Source organism: Mesorhizobium captivum, from assembly GCF_033977165.1.
Lineage (GTDB): Bacteria > Pseudomonadota > Alphaproteobacteria > Rhizobiales > Rhizobiaceae > Mesorhizobium > Mesorhizobium captivum.
The window spans coordinates 56,621-73,696 of record NZ_JAVIJB010000019.1; the positions used below are offsets into that span (position 1 = coordinate 56,621).

Annotated in this window: 22 protein-coding genes; 10 read left to right on the forward strand and 12 right to left on the reverse strand. The window is 63.1% G+C overall.

Going from position 1 to position 17,076, the window contains the following annotated elements; all coding sequences use genetic code 11:
* Window positions 1-61: 61 nt before the first annotated feature.
* A complete protein-coding gene (locus RFM40_RS17470) occupies window positions 62-589 on the reverse strand; it encodes a gamma carbonic anhydrase family protein (protein WP_320227717.1) in 528 nt (175 codons plus the stop codon).
* An 18-nt stretch (window positions 590-607) separates the two neighbouring features.
* On the reverse strand, window positions 608-943 hold the full coding sequence (locus tag RFM40_RS17475) for a DUF6949 family protein (RefSeq protein ID WP_430691688.1): 336 nt from the start codon (window positions 941-943) through the stop codon (window positions 608-610).
* 118 nt (window positions 944-1,061) lie between these two features.
* Between RFM40_RS17475 and RFM40_RS17480 the strand changes: the two genes are divergently transcribed.
* Both RFM40_RS17480 and RFM40_RS17485 read left to right on the forward strand, forming a co-directional pair.
* A complete protein-coding gene (locus RFM40_RS17480) occupies window positions 1,062-1,787 on the forward strand; it encodes a hypothetical protein (protein WP_320227719.1) in 726 nt (241 codons plus the stop codon).
* A 130-nt stretch (window positions 1,788-1,917) separates the two neighbouring features.
* Complete coding sequence (locus tag RFM40_RS17485; RefSeq protein WP_320227720.1) at window positions 1,918-3,156, forward strand: cytochrome P450; 1,239 nt, start codon at window positions 1,918-1,920, stop codon at window positions 3,154-3,156.
* 9 nt (window positions 3,157-3,165) lie between these two features.
* Here the strand turns inward: RFM40_RS17485 and RFM40_RS17490 are convergent, their stop codons facing one another.
* From RFM40_RS17490 to RFM40_RS17520, 7 genes are all read right to left on the reverse strand, one after another.
* Complete coding sequence (locus RFM40_RS17490) at window positions 3,166-3,468, reverse strand: type II toxin-antitoxin system RelE/ParE family toxin (RefSeq protein ID WP_320227721.1); 303 nt, start codon at window positions 3,466-3,468, stop codon at window positions 3,166-3,168.
* Window positions 3,465-3,755, reverse strand: a complete 291-nt coding sequence (locus tag RFM40_RS17495) for a type II toxin-antitoxin system ParD family antitoxin (RefSeq protein WP_320227798.1) — start codon at window positions 3,753-3,755, stop codon at window positions 3,465-3,467. The genes RFM40_RS17490 and RFM40_RS17495 overlap by 4 nt, the downstream gene beginning before the upstream one ends.
* Window positions 3,756-3,855: 100 nt before the next feature.
* Complete coding sequence (locus RFM40_RS17500) at window positions 3,856-4,200, reverse strand: cupin domain-containing protein (protein WP_320227722.1); 345 nt, start codon at window positions 4,198-4,200, stop codon at window positions 3,856-3,858.
* Window positions 4,201-4,205: 5 nt separating this feature from the next.
* Complete coding sequence (locus tag RFM40_RS17505) at window positions 4,206-5,486, reverse strand: O-acetylhomoserine aminocarboxypropyltransferase (RefSeq protein WP_320227723.1); 1,281 nt, start codon at window positions 5,484-5,486, stop codon at window positions 4,206-4,208.
* A 158-nt stretch (window positions 5,487-5,644) separates the two neighbouring features.
* Window positions 5,645-6,166 (reverse strand): CoA-binding protein, encoded by a 522-nt coding sequence (locus RFM40_RS17510; protein WP_320227724.1) that lies wholly within the window; start codon window positions 6,164-6,166, stop codon window positions 5,645-5,647.
* On the reverse strand, window positions 6,163-6,945 hold the full coding sequence (locus tag RFM40_RS17515; protein WP_320227725.1) for an AAA family ATPase: 783 nt from the start codon (window positions 6,943-6,945) through the stop codon (window positions 6,163-6,165). Before RFM40_RS17515 ends, RFM40_RS17510 begins: the two co-directional genes overlap by 4 nt.
* 45 nt (window positions 6,946-6,990) lie before the next feature.
* Window positions 6,991-7,812 carry an enoyl-CoA hydratase gene (locus tag RFM40_RS17520; RefSeq protein ID WP_320227726.1) on the reverse strand — a complete coding sequence of 274 codons (822 nt, stop codon included), beginning with the start codon at window positions 7,810-7,812 and terminating at the stop codon, window positions 6,991-6,993.
* A gap of 152 nt (window positions 7,813-7,964) precedes the next feature.
* On the opposite strand from RFM40_RS17520, the gene RFM40_RS17525 reads away from it, so the two are divergent.
* From RFM40_RS17525 to rpsI, 5 genes are all read left to right on the forward strand, one after another.
* Entirely contained in the window at window positions 7,965-8,426 is a 462-nt protein-coding gene (locus RFM40_RS17525; protein WP_320227727.1) for a PaaI family thioesterase, read from the forward strand.
* A 46-nt stretch (window positions 8,427-8,472) separates the two neighbouring features.
* Window positions 8,473-8,664, forward strand: a complete 192-nt coding sequence (locus RFM40_RS17530) for a type II toxin-antitoxin system HicA family toxin (protein WP_320227800.1) — start codon at window positions 8,473-8,475, stop codon at window positions 8,662-8,664.
* 26 nt (window positions 8,665-8,690) lie between these two features.
* Entirely contained in the window at window positions 8,691-9,089 is a 399-nt protein-coding gene (locus RFM40_RS17535; RefSeq protein ID WP_320227728.1) for a type II toxin-antitoxin system HicB family antitoxin, read from the forward strand.
* A gap of 273 nt (window positions 9,090-9,362) precedes the next feature.
* Window positions 9,363-9,827 carry a 50S ribosomal protein L13 gene (gene rplM, locus RFM40_RS17540; protein ID WP_066989450.1) on the forward strand — a complete coding sequence of 155 codons (465 nt, stop codon included), beginning with the start codon at window positions 9,363-9,365 and terminating at the stop codon, window positions 9,825-9,827.
* Window positions 9,827-10,303: a 30S ribosomal protein S9 gene (rpsI, locus tag RFM40_RS17545; protein ID WP_320227731.1), complete on the forward strand. Its 477-nt coding sequence runs from the start codon at window positions 9,827-9,829 to the stop codon at window positions 10,301-10,303. Before rplM ends, rpsI begins: the two co-directional genes overlap by 1 nt.
* A gap of 56 nt (window positions 10,304-10,359) precedes the next feature.
* Here rpsI and RFM40_RS17550 read toward each other — a convergent pair whose 3' ends face one another.
* Window positions 10,360-11,268, reverse strand: coding sequence for a LysR family transcriptional regulator (locus RFM40_RS17550; protein WP_320227732.1), 909 nt, complete (start codon window positions 11,266-11,268; stop codon window positions 10,360-10,362).
* Between the two features lie 95 nt (window positions 11,269-11,363).
* Here RFM40_RS17550 and RFM40_RS17555 point away from each other — a divergent pair, with 95 nt between their 5' ends.
* Entirely contained in the window at window positions 11,364-12,236 is an 873-nt protein-coding gene (locus RFM40_RS17555; RefSeq protein WP_320227733.1) for an aldo/keto reductase family oxidoreductase, read from the forward strand.
* Window positions 12,237-12,544: 308 nt separating this feature from the next.
* On the opposite strand, the gene RFM40_RS17560 is transcribed toward RFM40_RS17555, so the two are convergent.
* The gene (locus tag RFM40_RS17560) at window positions 12,545-13,600 is read right to left on the reverse strand and encodes a glycerophosphodiester phosphodiesterase family protein (RefSeq protein WP_320227735.1); all 1,056 of its coding nucleotides are present in this window, start codon (window positions 13,598-13,600) and stop codon (window positions 12,545-12,547) included.
* Between the two features lie 168 nt (window positions 13,601-13,768).
* Complete coding sequence (locus RFM40_RS17565) at window positions 13,769-14,983, reverse strand: acyltransferase family protein (RefSeq protein ID WP_320227736.1); 1,215 nt, start codon at window positions 14,981-14,983, stop codon at window positions 13,769-13,771.
* Window positions 14,984-15,107: 124 nt separating this feature from the next.
* Here RFM40_RS17565 and speB point away from each other — a divergent pair, with 124 nt between their 5' ends.
* A complete protein-coding gene (gene speB / locus RFM40_RS17570) occupies window positions 15,108-16,109 on the forward strand; it encodes an agmatinase (RefSeq protein ID WP_320227738.1) in 1,002 nt (333 codons plus the stop codon).
* A gap of 29 nt (window positions 16,110-16,138) precedes the next feature.
* Window positions 16,139-17,071 (forward strand): N-acetyl-gamma-glutamyl-phosphate reductase, encoded by a 933-nt coding sequence (gene argC, locus RFM40_RS17575; protein WP_320227739.1) that lies wholly within the window; start codon window positions 16,139-16,141, stop codon window positions 17,069-17,071.
* Window positions 17,072-17,076: the final 5 nt, after the last annotated feature.

Consider the following 17,076-nt stretch of genomic DNA (forward strand, 5'->3'; position numbering starts at 1 on the left):
GACGGCAAAGCCGCGGTTTAACCGACGGCAAGCCGTGACGCGAACCCCCGCCGTCTCGCTCTCAGGCCTGCTTCAATCCAGCCTTGAAGCGCTTGCCGTTGGCGACGTAATACGCGGCCGAGACGCGCAGCCTCTCGATCGCCGCCTCGTCCAGAACCCGGATCACCTTGGCGGGCGAGCCGACGATCAGCGAATTGTCCGGAAAAACCTTGTTTTCCGTCACCAGGGCGCCGGCGCCGACCAGCGAATTGTTGCCGATCCTGGCGCCGTTGAGCACGATGGCGCCCATGCCGATCAGGCTGTTGTCGCCGATCGTGCAGCCATGCAGCAGCGCGCGATGGCCGATGGTGCAGCCCTGCCCGATGGTGAGCCGATAGCCCGGATCGGTGTGCATGACCGTATGTTCCTGCACATTGGTATCGGCGCCGATCGCAATCGGCTCACCGTCGCCGCGGATGACGACACCGAACCAGAAGCCCGCATTGCGTCCGATCATGATATTGCCGATCAGTGTGGCGTCCGGCGCGATCCAGTTCGTCTCGACATCGTCGAATCGCGGCGCCTTCCCGTCGATCGCGTAGATTGGCATTTTCGTCTCCGATTCGTTTCAGGCCGGGAAATCAGTCGAACCTAAGAGACCGGTCGCCCAGGAGGCAATGGTGATCAGCACAATGCCGAGCGCCAGCGCCCAGGCCACGGCCGTGCAGCCGCAGGAAAGCAGCGCTAGTGTGCCGATGCGCCCCTCGCGTCTGGCGGCTAGCGCTTCATTGGTGAGCATGAAAGGGCCGGCGCAAGCAGTCGCCGCGAGCGAGCGCACAACATGGGCGGGCGACACATAGGGCTCGGCAAAGGCCAGCCTGCGGCCAAAGACGATTTCCATGGCCGAGCCAATGAGGCCGCAAGCCGTGAGGCCGACCGCAAAAGCGTAGAGAGGGAGCAACATCGGATCCATCTTTACCAACCGTTTACCATGAAATCGCACAGTCGTGCCCGACGCGCTGCAAGAGCCATGCCGTGCGCGCTGTGCCACCTGAGGACAGGTGAGCGGATCGGGGATCGCGATGAGAGAGGCAGCCGCCGACAGCCCGGACTTCGAGGTCGTCGACTCGACCTTCATGAAGCGGGTCTTTTACGCCTTCGCGGCGCTGGCCCTGCTTTCGGTGGCCATCAGCGTCGGCGGCAAATGGCTTGGCCGGTCGATCGCCATGGCCGGCTATACCGACGACACGACCGTGCGCCAGGTCGTCATAGGCAACAACGTGATCAGCGTGCCAGCCAATTTCATCCGCTTCGACCAGGCCAGGCGCGACGGCATCGCCTCACGCCTCGACCTCTATCTGCGCTATCCCGAGATGGACGGCTACAGCACCGCCGCGCGCGACGACTTCAACCACGCCACGGCCAAGAAGATCATCTTCCTGTCGTTCGAGCCGCGGATGATGTCGCGCGACATGAGCGGCCGCTTCGCGCCGATCTATAGCAGCCTGATCGTCAAGCCAGGCGCGCCCGGCCCGGACGGCACGACGCTTTATGGCTTCACGGAGAAATCCGGCTACCTCAACGAGGTGCTGGCGGTTGCCGACCGGCCGGGCAAGGACCCGTTCGTCGCCCGCTGCCTGAGCGGACCGAGCGCCGAGGAATCGCTGGCGCCCTGCGAGCGCGACATCCAGGTCGGCGACGATCTCAGCCTCACTTACCGTTTCCCGCGCGAGCTCCTCGGAAATTGGCGGGCGCTCGACGCCGCGATCGCCACCAAGGTGGCCGGCATCCTGAAGACGGGACACTGAGTCGCTCCGCCGGAGCAATGTGCCCGCTGCCCGCTGTCCCTTTCCAACGGCTAGCCTGCTCAAGATATCTGCACGACAGGCGCCAAATACGGTCTGGCATCGGGCCGACAGGGCGCGCTAATGGTCAATCATGATGCCAGACTATCTCGCCTTCGATCACGCCAGCCGCCGCCTGCGGCTCGACCCGCACACGCCAGCCTTCGTGCAAAACCCCTATGAGGCCTATGCCTTCCTGCACGGCGTCTCGAACGCCTTCTTCTGGGAAGACTACGGCTTCTGGTGTTTTGGCGGTTTCGACGATGTCAATCGACTGCTACGCGACCGCCGCTTCGGCCGCCAGAGCCCGACCGGCATTCCCGACAGCCGCGGCGTCGGCGACGACCGCTCGCACCTGACTGCTTTCGACGGCATCGAGGCGAATTCGATGCTGGAGCTCGAGCCGCCGGTGCATACGAGGCTGAGAACCTTGGTCAACCGCGCCTTCGTCTCGCGCCAAGTCGAGCGGTTGAGGCCGCGCGTCGAAGCATTGGCCAATGAGCTGATCGACCGCTTCGAGCCGGGCCGCACCGATCTTCTCCCGGCTTACGCCTCGCCTTTGCCGATCACCATCATCGCCGAGATGCTCGGCGTTCCGGTCGAGATGGGGCCGCAACTGCTCGACTGGTCGCACCGGATGGTCGCCATGTACATGCATGGCCGCACGCGCGAGACCGAGGAGACCGCGAACCGCGCCGCGCGCGATTTCGCGGCCTTCTTACGCGGTTACGTCGCCGAGCGGCGCAAGAAGCCCGGAGACGACTTGCTGTCGCTGCTGATCGAGGCCCAGGACAACGGCCAAAAACTCTCGGAGGACGAGCTTGTTTCCTCGGCGATCCTTTTGCTCAATGCCGGGCACGAGGCGACCGTGCACCAGACCGGCAACGCCGTGCGCTCGCTGCTGGCGCAGGGCGGCGATCCGCGCCGCTTCTTCGCCGCGCCGGAAGCAAATATCGCGACGGTCGAAGAATGCCTGCGCTACGACGCGCCGCTGCACATGTTCCTGCGCTACGCCTATGAGGAGATCGAAGTGGCGCCGGGCATTTCGGTCAAACCCGGCGAGATGATCGCGCTGCTGCTCGGCATGGCCAATCACGACCCGCTGGCGTTTGCCGGACCTGACACTTTCAACCCGGCGCGCACGGACCAGAAGAACGTCTCCTTCGGCGCCGGCATCCATTTCTGCATCGGCGCGCCGCTGGCGCGGCTCGAGCTGCAGGTGTCGCTGAAAACGCTGTTCGAGCGCCTGCCCAATTTGCGTATGGCCGAGGAGCCGCAATTCCGCGACAGCTATCATTTTCATGGGCTGGAGAGGCTGGATGTGACCTTCTGAGTGGGAGCCTCACTCCTCGTCGGGCAGCTTGAGTGTGCGCCCGGCGTAAAGCACCCGCAGTATGATCACCGTGTCGCCGGCAACTTCAAATGCAATAGTTGCCCGGCGTCGCCAGCCGACGGTCCGCAAGCCATGGGCAATCTCGTCATGGCGTGCGCCTCGTTCCGGGAACGTCTCAAAGCTCAGGCAGTAGTCGACGATACGCCCCACAAATTTCAGCGCGGTATCAACGCCAGCCTTTGGCGCGAGTTCGGTCAGCAGCTCCGCTATGTCTTGTTGCGCCGCGGCGTGAAACCTTACTCGGTATCTCATGCACCAGAGCGGGGTTTGGCAGTTATGGCGCGGACGTGATCAGAGAGGTTTTTACGCACCTCGTCGGCAGTCAAGAGGCGTTCGGGATGGGCGCGAGCATCCTCAAGAGTTGGCACCACATCCTCCAACAACCAGCGCTCCAGAGCCGCATCGCGAGCCGCCAAGGTGCGCAGGCCATCGCGGATGACCTCGCTCTCACTGGCATATTTGCCTGAAGAGACCTTGTCTTTCACCATCTGCGCCAGATCGTGCGGCAAGGTGATGGTCAGTGGTTGAGTAGTTCGCATGGTTACAACCTTTCTGGCCATATCTTAACACCCTAGTGTGACTAAGTCACACTCTGGTGCGCCCGACAGGTGGGATGGGCGAGACGGTTTTCAAGCGTCCTCAAAGCCGGATCACGTATTCCTTCCGCGTCGCCTCGACCACTTCCCAAGTGCCCTTGAACCCGGGCCTGAGCACGAAACTGTCTCCGGCCCTCACCGTGCGGGCCTCGCCACCCTCCTCGGCGATGACCGAGACGCCGGACAGGATGTGGCAGAACTCCCATTCGTCATAGACGATACGCCATTTGCCGGACGTCGCTTCCCAAATGCCGGCATAGAGGCCGCCGTCGCGCTCCTCGACATTCCAGGTGCGGAATTTCGGATCGCCGGAGATCACGCGATCCGGGGCCGGCGCACCGGCCTCCGGCTCGACATTATCGGCGTTGACCACAAGAAAGGCCGACATCGCGGTCAGACCTTGCTCAGCGCCTGTTCCAGATCGGCGACGATGTCGTTGACATCTTCGATGCCGATCGAAAGCCGGACGGTGTCCGGTCCGGCGCCGGCCTTCACCTTCTGCTCGTCGGACAGCTGGCGGTGCGTGGTCGACGCCGGGTGGATGACCAGCGACTTGGTGTCGCCGACATTGGCAAGATGTGAGAACAGCTCCAGCGCCTCGACGAACTTGATCCCGGCCTCGTAGCCGCCCTTGAGGCCGAAGGTGAACACCGCGCCCGCACCCTGCGGCGAATATTTCTTCTGCAGCGCGTTGTTCTTGTCGCTTGGCAGTCCGGGATAGTTCACCCACGCGACTTTCGGATGGTTCGAAAGCCATGCGGCGACGCTCACCGCGTTGTCGCAATGGCGCTGCATGCGCAGCGGAAGGGTTTCGAGGCCGGTCAGGATCAGGAAGGCGTTGAAAGGCGAGATCGCCGGGCCGATGTCGCGCAGGCCGAGTACGCGCGCGGCAATGGCGAAGGCGAAGTTGCCGAAGGTCTCATGCAGGACGAGACCGCCATATTCGGGGCGCGGTTCCGACAGCATCGGATATTTGCCGGACTTGGACCAGTCGAAAGTGCCGCCGTCGACAATGGCGCCGCCGATCGAGTTGCCGTGGCCGCCGATGAACTTGGTCAGCGAATGCACCACGATGTCGGCACCGTGCTCGATCGGCCGCACCAGATAGGGCGAGGCCAGCGTGTTGTCGACGATCAGCGGCAGGCCGTGCCTGCGGGCGATGTCGCCGATCTTCTCGATGTCGACGAAAATGCCGCCGGGATTGGCGAGGCTCTCGATGAAGATCGCCTTGGTCCTGTCGTCGATCTGGCTCTCGAAGGTCGAGATGTCGTTGGTGTCGGCCCAGCGCACCTGCCAGTCGAAATTCTTGAAGGCGTGGCCGAACTGGTTGATCGAGCCGCCATAGAGTTTTGTGGCGGATACGAAATTGTCGCCCGGCCGCATCAGATTGTGGAAGACGAGCACCTGCGCGGCGTGGCCCGAGGCCACGGCAAGCGCGGCTGTGCCGCCCTCGAGCGCGGCGATGCGTTCCTCGAGAACCGCCTGCGTCGGGTTCATGATGCGGGTGTAGATGTTGCCGAAGGCCTTCAGCCCGAACAGCGAGGCGGCATGGTCGGCGTCATCGAAGACGTAGGAGGTAGTCTGGTAGATCGGCGTGGCGCGTGCGCCCGTCGCCGGATCGGGCTTGGCACCGGCATGGACGGCGAGCGTGTTGAAACCGGGCATACGGGTCATCGAGACCTCCCTCCAAATCTTTCGAAAATCGCCGGGCATTCTTGGCGAAGCGCGGTCACAAATGCAAAGAAGAAAATACCTTTCGGCCTGCGATCTGCGACGAACGCCGGGGAAAATCCAATTCTTCCCGGAATAAATTTGCGCAGCCGAACGCTGGCTTATTTCTGCCGCACGCCGAAGCTCTGGAAGCCCTGGCGCATCAAGGGCTTCTTCGATGACAGCACGCCGGAATTGACGCCGGTCCAGCCGATCTCGCCCGACAGCTTGCCGTATTCGATCTTCGGGCAGCGGTTCATCACGACCTTGATGCCGGCCGCCTCGGCGCGCGCGGCGGCCTCGTCATGGCGCACGCCAAGCTGCATCCAGACCGCCTTTGGCAACGGGCTGAGCCTCAGCACCTGGTCGACGATGCCCGGCACGGCGGCCGAGCCGCGAAAAATATCGACCATGTCGACCGGATGCGGCAACTCGGCCAGGCTGGCATAGACCGTTTGCCCGAGGATCTGCTTGCCGGCATGGCCGGGATTGATCGGCAACACCGAAAATCCCTTGGCGAGCAGATATTTCAACACGAAATAGCTCGGCCGCACGTCGTTGGGCGAGGCGCCGACCATGGCGATCGTCTTCACCGAGTTCAGGATCCCGGCGATGTAGGTGTTGTCGTAGGCGTCGTGATTCATGGCTCGTCCTCATACAGCGCTTCGGCGAGAAAGGCAGCCGGATCGCTGCAGAAGTCGCGCATCATGCGAAAATGATCGGTGTCGTGAAAATCGGTCGGATCGAGTCCGAAGCGGCTGATGCGGAAGAGCCGGGCGTTCGGGCAGGCCATCAGCAGCGGCGAATGCGTCGCCATGATCACCTGCGCGATGCCTGATCGCTCCATGCGCTGAAGCAGTTTCAGCAATTCGATCTGGCGGGTCGGCGAGAGCGCGCTTTCGGGCTCGTCGAGGATGTAGATGCCTTGGCGGCGGCAGCGCTCCTCGAAGAAGCGGATGAAACCTTCGCCATGCGACCATGACAGGAAATCGGGCGGCGGTGGCTTGAATGGATCTTCGATCGCCGCCTTATCAAGATAGCGCGCGACCGAATAAAAGGATTCAGCGCGGAAGAACCAACCTGCCGTCACTTTCGGCAGCCAATGCGCCCGAAATGTACCGGCGAGTGACGCGCCGCTCTTGTCGATGGCGATGGAATGATCCACCGGCATGTAGCCCTTGCCGCCGCCCGCTTCGTCATAGCCGGCCAATGCGCCGATGGCTTCGAGCAGCGTCGATTTGCCGGTGCCGTTCTCGCCGACGATGATGGTGATGGCCGACGCGAATTCGAATTCGAATTCACGGTCCCGGAAGATCGGCAGGTTCCAGGGATATTGGTCCCAATCCGCGACCCGCGACGGCTCAAGCAGGATGCGCCTCAGATACGGCGCCTTCAGCCGCGTCAGTTGCTTGCGGGCAGCCACGGCGGACCTTCAACGATGGAAAAGCGCGGCTGCATCCCGGACCAGCTATTCGTCTGCCCATTCCGGCTTGCGCTTGCCGATGAAGGCGCCGATGCCTTCCTCGGCGTCGCGCGCCAGCATGTTTTCCACCATCACGCGGCCGGTATAGGCATAGGCGTCTGCGAGTTCCATCTCGGCCTGGGCGTAGAACGCTTCCTTGCCGGTCTTGACGACCAAAGACGATTTGGATGCAATGGTTTGCGCGTATTTGTTGACAACCTGATTCAGATATTCGCGCGGCACGATGCGGTTGACCAGGCCGAATTCCTTGGCCGTTGCCGCATCGATCGTCTCGCCGGTAAGCAGCATTTCCATCGCCTGCTTGCGTGAGACGTTGCGCGACAGCGCCACCATCGGCGTCGAGCAGAACAGGCCGATGTTCACGCCCGGCGTGCAGAAAGTCGCCTCGTGCGAGGCGATCGCAAGATCGCAACTCGCGACCAATTGCAGGCCGGCGGCGGTCGCCAGGCCATCGACCTCGGCGATCACCGGCTTCGGGTGTCGCACGATCGTCTGCATCAGGCTCGCGCAGGCAGCGAAGGTCTCTTCGAAGAAGGCCCTGCCGTGATCGGCATCGGCGCGGTGCGCGGTCATTTCCTTGAGGTCGTGGCCGGCGCAAAACACTTTTCCGGACGCCGCCAGGATGATGACGCGCACGGACTTGTCCGCCTTTACGCGGTCGAATTCGGCCTGCAACGCCGCCATCGTCGCCAGGGAGAGCGCGTTGGCCGGCGGGCTGGCGAGCGTAAGACGCAGCACGCCCTTGTCCCGGCTGGCGAGAACAGGGCCGTCGGCGACGGCGGGCTTGATGGCGACAACTTCAGCCACTTTCTAAACCTCGTAATCAGCGCTCGCGGGCTTATGGAGCAACAGAACTAGCACGCTGCCGGTTGAAGAACAGCTGCGAGACGTGTTTTCTCCGTCGCACCGTTTGGTCCAGGCGCCCGCGCCTGGAACTTCCCCGTATATAGGAGTCGCGCATGGCCGCTCAAAGCAATCTGAAGCCGGTGCTCACCGCGGCGGAGGTCAACGAGCTGATGGCAAGCGTCTATCCGCAGCTCAACGACCAGTTCTCTTTCTACGAAGCAACAGAAGTGTTTCCGGGCGGTTGCACGGTTCGGCTCAACGCCGACGAGCGGCATCTGCGCCCGGGCGGCACCGTCTCCGGCCCCTCGCTGTTCACGCTTGCCGACATCGGCGGCTATGTCTGCGTGCTGAGCCATGCAGGGCCGGACGCGCTTTCGGTGACCACCAACCTCAACATCAATTTTGTCCGCAAGGCGGAGGCCGGACCGATCGACGGCCATTGCCGGATCCTGAAGCTCGGCAAAAGCCTGATGGTGTTCGACATCGACATCGTCGCCGGGCCGGACAGGCATACCGTGGCGCACGCGACCGGCACCTATTCGATCCCGCCGAAGCGGGCTCATCCTCAGGATTGATAGAGAGATGAGATGTGTATATATATGCGCATAGGTGAGATCTTTGATCGAGCGTGACAGCCGCCGCATCATAAAGCGCCTGAAGGATGAAGGCTTCGAACTGGTTTCAGTTCGGGGTTCGCATCATAAATTCCGTAAAGGCGCCATTGTGCTCGTCGTCCCGCATCCAGAGAAGGATCTGCCGATCGGCACTGCTCGCGCAATCGCCAAGCAGGCGGGCTGGATTCAGCAGAACTAAATAGAGCGCGGAATTAGGAGGTTGAAATGAAGAACTACTTCGCGCTGGTTGAAAAGGAAGCCGACAGCGCGTTTGGTGTTCGCTTCCCCGACATTCCTGGCTGTTTTTCGGCTTCGGACACGCCAGAGGATATCGTGCCGAATGCACTCGAGGCTCTGCAGCTTTGGGCCGAAGACATGTCCGTTCCTGAGCCATCCAGCCATGAGGCGATTGTATCGCTTCCGGAAATCCGCGCTGCCTTGTCCGAGGGAGCATATCTGATCTCGGTACCGCTGATTGACAATGACAGCGCCGTGGTCAGGGCCAACGTGACGTTCGAGCGTGGCGTGTTACGGGCGATCGATGCCGCTGCGCGCGAGCGCGGCATTACCAGATCAGCGTTTCTCTCGAGTGCAGCTCGCAAAGAGATTGAGGCCAAGCATTAGCACCGGGACACAGCAGGCACCAACAAAGCTTGTGGTAAAATAGTACCTCCATATTAAGCTATTGTTTTTGCTTTGCTTTATTCGCCGAATTCGTTTTCGATCGCCTTGACGCGTTTGCCGCCCTCGCCTATAAGCCTTCCTCGAAGCAGCGGCCCGCAACGGCCGCCGTTTTGTTATTGGCGACGGGCCTAGCTGCCTAGCGACAATTCAAGCAACAAAAAACGCCTTTCCTTGTCTTCGCGGATGAGGAAGGTCCAACCTGAGAGCAAAACCATGGCTACATTTTCGCAGAAGCCTGCGGATGTGGTGAAGAAGTGGGTGCTGATCGACGCCGAAGGTCTCGTCGTCGGCCGTCTCGCCACTGTCATCGCCAACCATCTGCGCGGCAAGCACAAGCCCACCTTCACCCCGCATGTCGATGACGGCGACAACGTCATCGTCATCAATGCCGACAAGGTGGTGTTCACCGGCAAGAAGTACACCGACAAGGTTTACTACTGGCACACCGGCCACCCCGGCGGCATCAAGGAGCGCACCGCGCGCCAGCTGCTCGAGGGCCGTTTCCCCGAGCGCGTCGTCGAGAAGGCCGTCGAGCGCATGATCCCGCGCGGCCCGCTCGGCCGCCGCCAGATGAAGAATCTCCGCGTCTATGCAGGCACTGAGCATCCGCACGCCGCCCAGCAGCCCGTCACGCTCGATGTGGCCAAGCTGAACTCCAAGAACAAGAGGGCCTCGTAATGGCTGAGCTTTCCTCGCTCGCAGAACTCGGGACTGCCACGGCCGCAGCGCAGCCGGCCGCGCCCGTCCATGTCCAGAAGCTCGACAAGTCGGGCCGCGCCTATGCCACCGGCAAGCGCAAGAACGCCATCGCGCGCGTCTGGGTGAAGCCGGGCTCCGGCAAGATCATCGTCAACGACAAGGAATTCGCGAGCTATTTCGCGCGTCCCGTGCTGCAGATGATCCTCAACCAGCCGATCGTCGCGGCGAACCGCGCCGGCCAGTACGACATCGTCGCCACCGTTATCGGCGGCGGCCTCTCCGGTCAGGCAGGCGCCGTGCGTCACGGCATCTCCAAGGCGCTGACCTACTACGAGCCGGCGCTGCGCTCCGTACTCAAGAAGGGCGGCTTCCTGACCCGCGACAGCCGCGTCGTCGAGCGCAAGAAGTACGGCAAGGCGAAGGCCCGCCGCAGCTTCCAGTTCTCGAAGCGCTAAGCTTTACGGCTTACGGATTTCTCGAAAGGCCGCCTCCGGGCGGCCTTTTGTTTTCATCACCACCGGCCTGCCGGCGTTTTGATGTAATCGATGAAGGCCCGCAGCGGCGCCGGCACCAGACGGCGGCCGGGATAGTACAGAAACGGCCCAGAGAATTCCTGCCACCACGGCTCCAGCACAGGTTCCAGCACGCCGTTCTCGAAATGCGGGCGCACCCAGTCCTCGAAGAGCCAGAGAATGCCGACGCCGGCGATCGCCGCATCAATGGCGAGATCGACGCCTCCACCGATGCTGACGACCAATGGCCCCGTGGTATCGACCCGCACCACCTCGCCATTGCGTTCGAATTCCCAAGGGGTCACGACCCCGCTGGGAAAGCGACCGCGCACGCACGCGTGGCCAAGCAGGTCACGCGGGTGTTGCGGCCGGCCGTGCCGATCAAGATAGGCGGGAGAGGCGGAGGTGGTGAAGCGCTGGACGCGTGGCCCGATCGGCACGGCGATCATATCCTGCTCCAGCCGCTCGTCATAGCGGATGCCGGCATCGCAGCTGGCCGCCAGCAGATCGACAAAGTTCTCCTCCGCGATCACCTCCAGCCGGATAGCCGGATAGGCAGCGAGAAATCCCGGAACGATTTTTGGCAGGACCAGCCGCGAGGTGCTGATCGGTACATTGAGGCGCAAGGTCCCGGCTGGTCTGTCGCGAAAGCCGTTCACGACGTCGAGCGCGGCCTCCACCTCACCCAGCGCAGGGCCAAGACGTGCCAGCAGGCCGGCGCCTGCCTCGGTCAGCGCGACACTGCGCGTGGTACGATTGAAGAGCCGCACACCAAGTTGGGTTTCCAGACGGCGAATGGCTTCACTGAGCACGGACGCGCTGCCTGCCGTCACGCGGGCCGCTTCGCGAAAGCCGCCGGCGCGTGCCACGGCCATAAATGCCCGGAGATCGTTGAGATCGGCCGCCATTGTTCTTAGTTCCGCACAGGTCGTGCTGGTTATACCCGGTTATCGGGACAGCGGCCATGCCCTATCTCACTCGCCGACAGCGAAGGAGAACCACGATGTCCAGTCTAGACAAATCCGGTACCTACAAACTTGGCGACCGACCGGTTCGCCGCCTCGGCTACGGCGCCATGCAGCTTGCGGGCAAAGGCGTGTTCGGCCCGCCGAAGGACCATGACGCGGCAATCGCCGTACTGCGCGACGCGGTGGCACGTGGAGTCAACCACATAGATACGAGCGACTATTATGGCCCGCATGTCACCAACAAACTGATACGCGAGGCACTGGCGCCCTACCCTGACGACCTCGTCATCGTCACCAAGATCGGCGCCCGCCGCGGCAGCGACGCGTCCTGGCTGCCGGCCTATTCGCCGGAAGAGCTCACGCAAGCCGTACACGACAATCTCGGCAATCTCGGGCTCGACGTGCTCGACGTCGTCAATCTGCGCATCATGTTCGACACCCATGGCCCGGCCGAAGGTTCCATCGAAGAGCCGCTGACGGCGTTGGCCGAGCTGCAGCGCAAAGGCCTGGTGCGCCATATCGGCCTGAGCAATGTCACCCGCACCCAGATCGAGGAAGGCCGCCGCATCTGCGAGATCGTCTGCGTGCAGAACCAGTACAACCTGGCGCATAGGCAAGACGACGCGCTGATCGACAAGCTTGCCCGCGACGGCATCGCCTATGTGCCGTTCTTCCCGCTCGGCGGCTTCAGCCCGCTGCAGTCCTCGACCTTGTCGGGCGTCGCCGAACGACTGGGCGCCACGCCGATGCAGGTGGCGCTGGCGTGGTTGTTGCAGCGTTCGCCCGATGTGCTTCTGATCCCCGGCACATCATCGGTCGGACATCTGCGGGAGAACCTCGCAGCGGCGGAGCTGGAGTTGCCGGCGGAGGTGCTGAGCGAGCTGGACGGCGTGGCGGAAGCGGCGTGATTAGCTGATCTCCCCCCTTGTGGGGGAGATGGCCGGCAGGCCAGAGGGGGCGCGAAGGAATGCGGCGCCACCAGGATCAGGTTCCTCGCCCCCACGAAGTGGGGGAGAGGTGGCTCGGCGAAGCCGAGGCGGAGAGGGGGAGCGCCCTACGAAAGGCCCCCTCTCCGTCCGCTTCGCGGCCACCTCTCCCCCGCCTCTGGCGGGGGCGAGGAACCCAAGCACTGATAGGCTGGCGGGACAGCGCCCCCCTCTGCCCTGCCGGGCACCTCCCCCACAAGGGGGGAGATTGGCAGCTCCAGCGCCGGCTCTTAATTAATGCTCGCCGTATGCGCAGGCTCAGTCTGCTTTACGTCCGTCGTATAAGGCACGCGAAACCCATTGGCGGTCAGCCATTCGATCGCCGCTTTCGGCTCGTCGGTCTGGATGATCGTTGCGCCACGGTCGACCCAAAAACCCCAGGCTTCGCGTGGCAGGCTGGCGGCGACGGCCAGCTCGTCGCCGCGACCGCCGGCAAGGAAGCCGCCCGCCTTGTTGACGATGGCGTAGGTATCGGCCCAAAGGTGCCAGTCGCCCCGCACCGCTTCCGCCCGCATGCGGGTGCTGAACAGGGCGCCGCCGGTCTCGGTCAGCGTCTCTGCGCCGTTGCGCCAATTGATCAGCTCGACCGCGCGCAGCGGGAATGCCCGGCCTACTTCGTCGGCAAAGGCAGCATCATGCACGGCGTCGTCGGCAAGGATCGGCATGAACTGGAAACCGCCGCCAGCCTTGGCGAGTGCCACCTTCGCTGCATCGATGCGCTGGCGGTTCCACAGGTTTTCCTTGACGATCACCTGATCGGCCATGCCGAGATCGCGGGCGATCGCGATCATGCCGGGCAGGTCTGTAACCTCCAGCTTGTTGTCGAGGTTGATCAGGATTCTGTCCTTGGTCTCCGCCAGCATTTCGCGCAGCGTCGAGACCGGCTCGTTGGTGACCGCGCCCGTGCCCTCGATCACCAGCCGGCATTTCTTCAGCTCGGCCAGCGTATATTTCACCACTTCGCCCTTGCAGGTCGTGGTGCGGTCCAGCCAGCTGTCGTGCATAATGACGAACTCACCATCCTTCGAGCGCCTGACATCGACCTCGACGATCTCGGCGCCCATCGCGATCGAGCCCTCGACCGCGGCCAGCGAGTTCTCGGCATAGAGCGTCTTGCGGGCCTGCATGCTGCCGGCGCGATGCGCGGCGACCATCACATGGTCGCGCCACTGGTTGGCGTGCTCGAAGCGGTCGAGAATCTGGCTGGCGCGCGTTTCGCCGGCCAAGGTTTGGCTTGTGGCGGCAAGCGTGGCGGACAGAAGAAGGCTCAGCCAGAGTGTTCGCATCAGGGGGAATCGCTCCGTTCCGGGTCGGGACCCGGTTAGGCGATGCCCATGACAGGGCGGTGAACGAAGCCGGCTAGCTGTCTCCTTTTTTGGTGCAATTCCGGACGGAAGGGCTACGGCGAAGTCGCCGAGCCTAACCGTTTCACACTTTTCCTGGAATTGCTTGGGTCAAATCCGCTTGGAAAGGCGGCGGAACCAGGCCAGCGCCGGCATCTCGACAAAGCGCCAGGTGAACCAGGATGCGACGATGACGGCGATCAACATGGCTATGATCGCGGCGAGGCCGATCCATGGCGAGCCGACACCGAAGCCCGTCACCGGATCGCCGCGCAGCGTCATGTCGCCGACAATGCCAAGCCCGAGCTTGCGCTCGATCAGGCCGCCGACATTGATCATGCGGGCCTGCACGAAGATGTGGACCATGTAGATCGAGTAGGAGAGCGAGCCGAGCAGCAGCATCGGGCGGCTGGAGAGCAGCGCGCTGATCAAGCCGCCCTCATGAGCAAATAGATAAAGCGCCAGCGCGAAGACGACAGGCGCTGCGATGCCGGCGTCATTCGTGCCGGCGGCGGAGACGAATAGCCCGATCACCACGATCATGGCGAGTTCGGCCAGCGTCCAGGCGACGCGCCCTGCCCCGCCGCTACGTGCCTGTCGCGCCTCTGCAATGGAATGGTGCTGAAACCAGGCAAGCAGCGCTCCAAGCGAGAAGCCGTATAGGCAGCGGATGAAGCCGAAATCGAAGGACACGTCCATATGACGGGTCGAGAAGGCCAGCAGGAAGAATGGCGCCGTGACAGCCGCGGCGACGAACCATATCCAGGCGCGGCGGCCGGCCGCGAACACCGCGCCGGCAAACAGCAGATAAGTGAAGAACTCGGCCGAGATGCTCCAGCTCGGCGCGTTCCAGCTCAGACGATCCTCAGCCCCCATGCCCTGCAGCAGCAAGAGATTGGCAATGAGGCTTCTCAGATCGAAGCCGCCGGTGAAAGGCGCAGCAGCGGTTCCATGCACGGCCGGGAGCACAAGCCGCACCGCCTCGAAGCCAGCAAAAGCGGCAAGCATCAAAAGATGCAGCGGGTAGATGCGGCCGAAGCGCACCAGCGCGAAACGGGCGAGCCCGTCCGGCTCGCTCAGCCGGCTGCCATAGGAGCTGGCGATGACGAAGCCGGAAAGCACGAAGAAGAAGTCGACGAACAGATAGGAGCCGCCGACAAAGGCGCTCTGCGAGATGGTCGACGTCGTCGGAAAATGGAACAGCGCCACCAAAAGCGCACAGATGCCGCGCCAGGAATCCAGCACCAGGAAGCGCTCGCCAGCCACCGTGCCGGCGCGGATCGCCGCCGGCGGAGGTGCGAGGTTGAGCAAGGCAGCCTCGGTCATAATGGTACAAATCCTGTGTTGCCATGGCACTCGGCGAGCGCCATTCCGTCTCCGCAAGCTGTGACTGGCATGTTGCGTGCCGGTTCTGTAGTTGTGGCTGCCCGATGACAACCGAGGACCCGTAATGGCGAATAAAGAGATCGATCACGCCTTCACCGCCCGTTCAAGGACGGGCGCGTCGTTCGAGCCGACCTATGCCGGCGCGCTGTCGTTCATGCGGCGCAAATACACGAAGGACGTGAAGGGTGCGGACGCCGTTGTGTGGGGCATTCCTTTCGACGCCGCCGTCACCAACCGTCCGGGCGCCCGGTTCGGGCCACAGGCGATCCGCCGCGCCTCGGCGATCCTCGACAACGATCCGCAATACCCGTTCTCGCGCGACCTGTTCGAGCAACTCGCGGTGATCGACTATGGCGATTGCCTGCTCGACAGCGGCAACCACCAGAAGACCCCCGGCACGATCGAGCGCGAGGCGGCCAAGATCCTGAAGTCAGGCGCTTTCCTTTTGACGCTCGGCGGCGATCATTTCATCACCTGGCCGCTGCTCAAGGCGCATGCCGCGATCCACGGGCCGCTGGCCTTGGTGCAGTTCGACGCGCATCAGGACACATGGCCGGACGACGGCAAGCGCATCGACCACGGCTCCTTCGTCGCCAGGGCGGTGAATGAAGGCATCATCGATCCCGACCGCTCGATCCAGATCGGCATCCGTACGCATGCGCCGGACAGCTTCGGCATCAAGATCCTCTACGGCCATGAGGTCGAGGAAATGCGGGCCTCCGACATCGCCTACGCGATCGTCGACCGCACCGGCGGCAGGAAGACCTATCTCACCTTCGACATCGATTGCCTCGACCCGGCTTTCGCGCCCGGTACCGGCACACCGGTGGCCGGCGGCCCGTCCTCGGCCAAGATGCTCTCGACGCTGCGCCAGCTCGGCCAGGTCGATATCGTCGGCGCCGACGTCGTCGAGGTTGCGCCGGCCTATGATCATGCCGATATTACGGCGATCGCCGGATCGATCATCGCCATGCACTATCTCGGCCTGGTGGCGGAGCGGAAGGCGAGGCTCGAGGACCTGAACAACGGCACTCATGCCGTGATGCATAACGCTCAAGGCATATAGCTTTGAAATCGCAGGGAATTTGGTAACCGATGAAACCGAAAATCTTCATTGACGGCGAGCATGGCACGACAGGCCTACAGATCAGGGCACTGCTGGCCGACCGCGGCGACCTGGAGATCATCTCCATTCCCGCCGACCGCCGCAAGGAAGCCGCGGCCCGGGCCGAATTCCTCAACGCCGCCGATGTCGCGATCCTTTGCCTGCCGGATGCCGCGGCCAAGGAAAGCGTGTCGCTGATCGAGAACGACACGACAAAAGTCATCGACGCTTCGACCGCGCATCGCGTGGCCGAAGGCTGGGAATACGGCTTCGCCGAAATGGACAAAGACCAGGCGAAGAAGATCGCCAGCGCGAAACGCATCGCCAACCCCGGCTGCTGGCCCCAGGGGCCGATCGCGACGCTCCGCCCGCTGGTTTCCGCCGGCCTGCTGCCAGCCGATTTCCCGATCACCGTCAACGGCATTTCCGGCTATTCCGGCGGCGGCCGCCCGATGATCGAGGACTATGTCGGCAAGGGCGAGGATGCGCCCGAGTTCCTGCCTTATGGCCTGACGCTGCAGCACAAGCACGTGCCGGAACTCAGGACCTATGCGAAGCTGTCGCATGATCCGATCATGCAGCCGGCGGTCGGTAATTTCGCGCAAGGCATGATCACGGTGGTGCCGCTGCAGCTCTGCGGCCTCGACCGCGTGCCGACCGGCGCCGAGCTCCACGCGGCGATCGCCGACCACTTTGCCTCCATCGATGGCGGCGTCGTCGAGGTTGCGCCCTATACGCATATGGAGCGCATGCCGGAGATCGATCCGGAGGTCTATAACGGAACCAACCGGATGAAGGTCTATGTGTTCGCCAATGACGATCGGGCGCAGGCCCTACTCTTGGCCGTCTATGACAATCTCGGCAAGGGTGCCTCGGGTGCGGCCGTGCAGAACCTGGACCTGATGCTCGGCATCAAGCACTGAGCGGC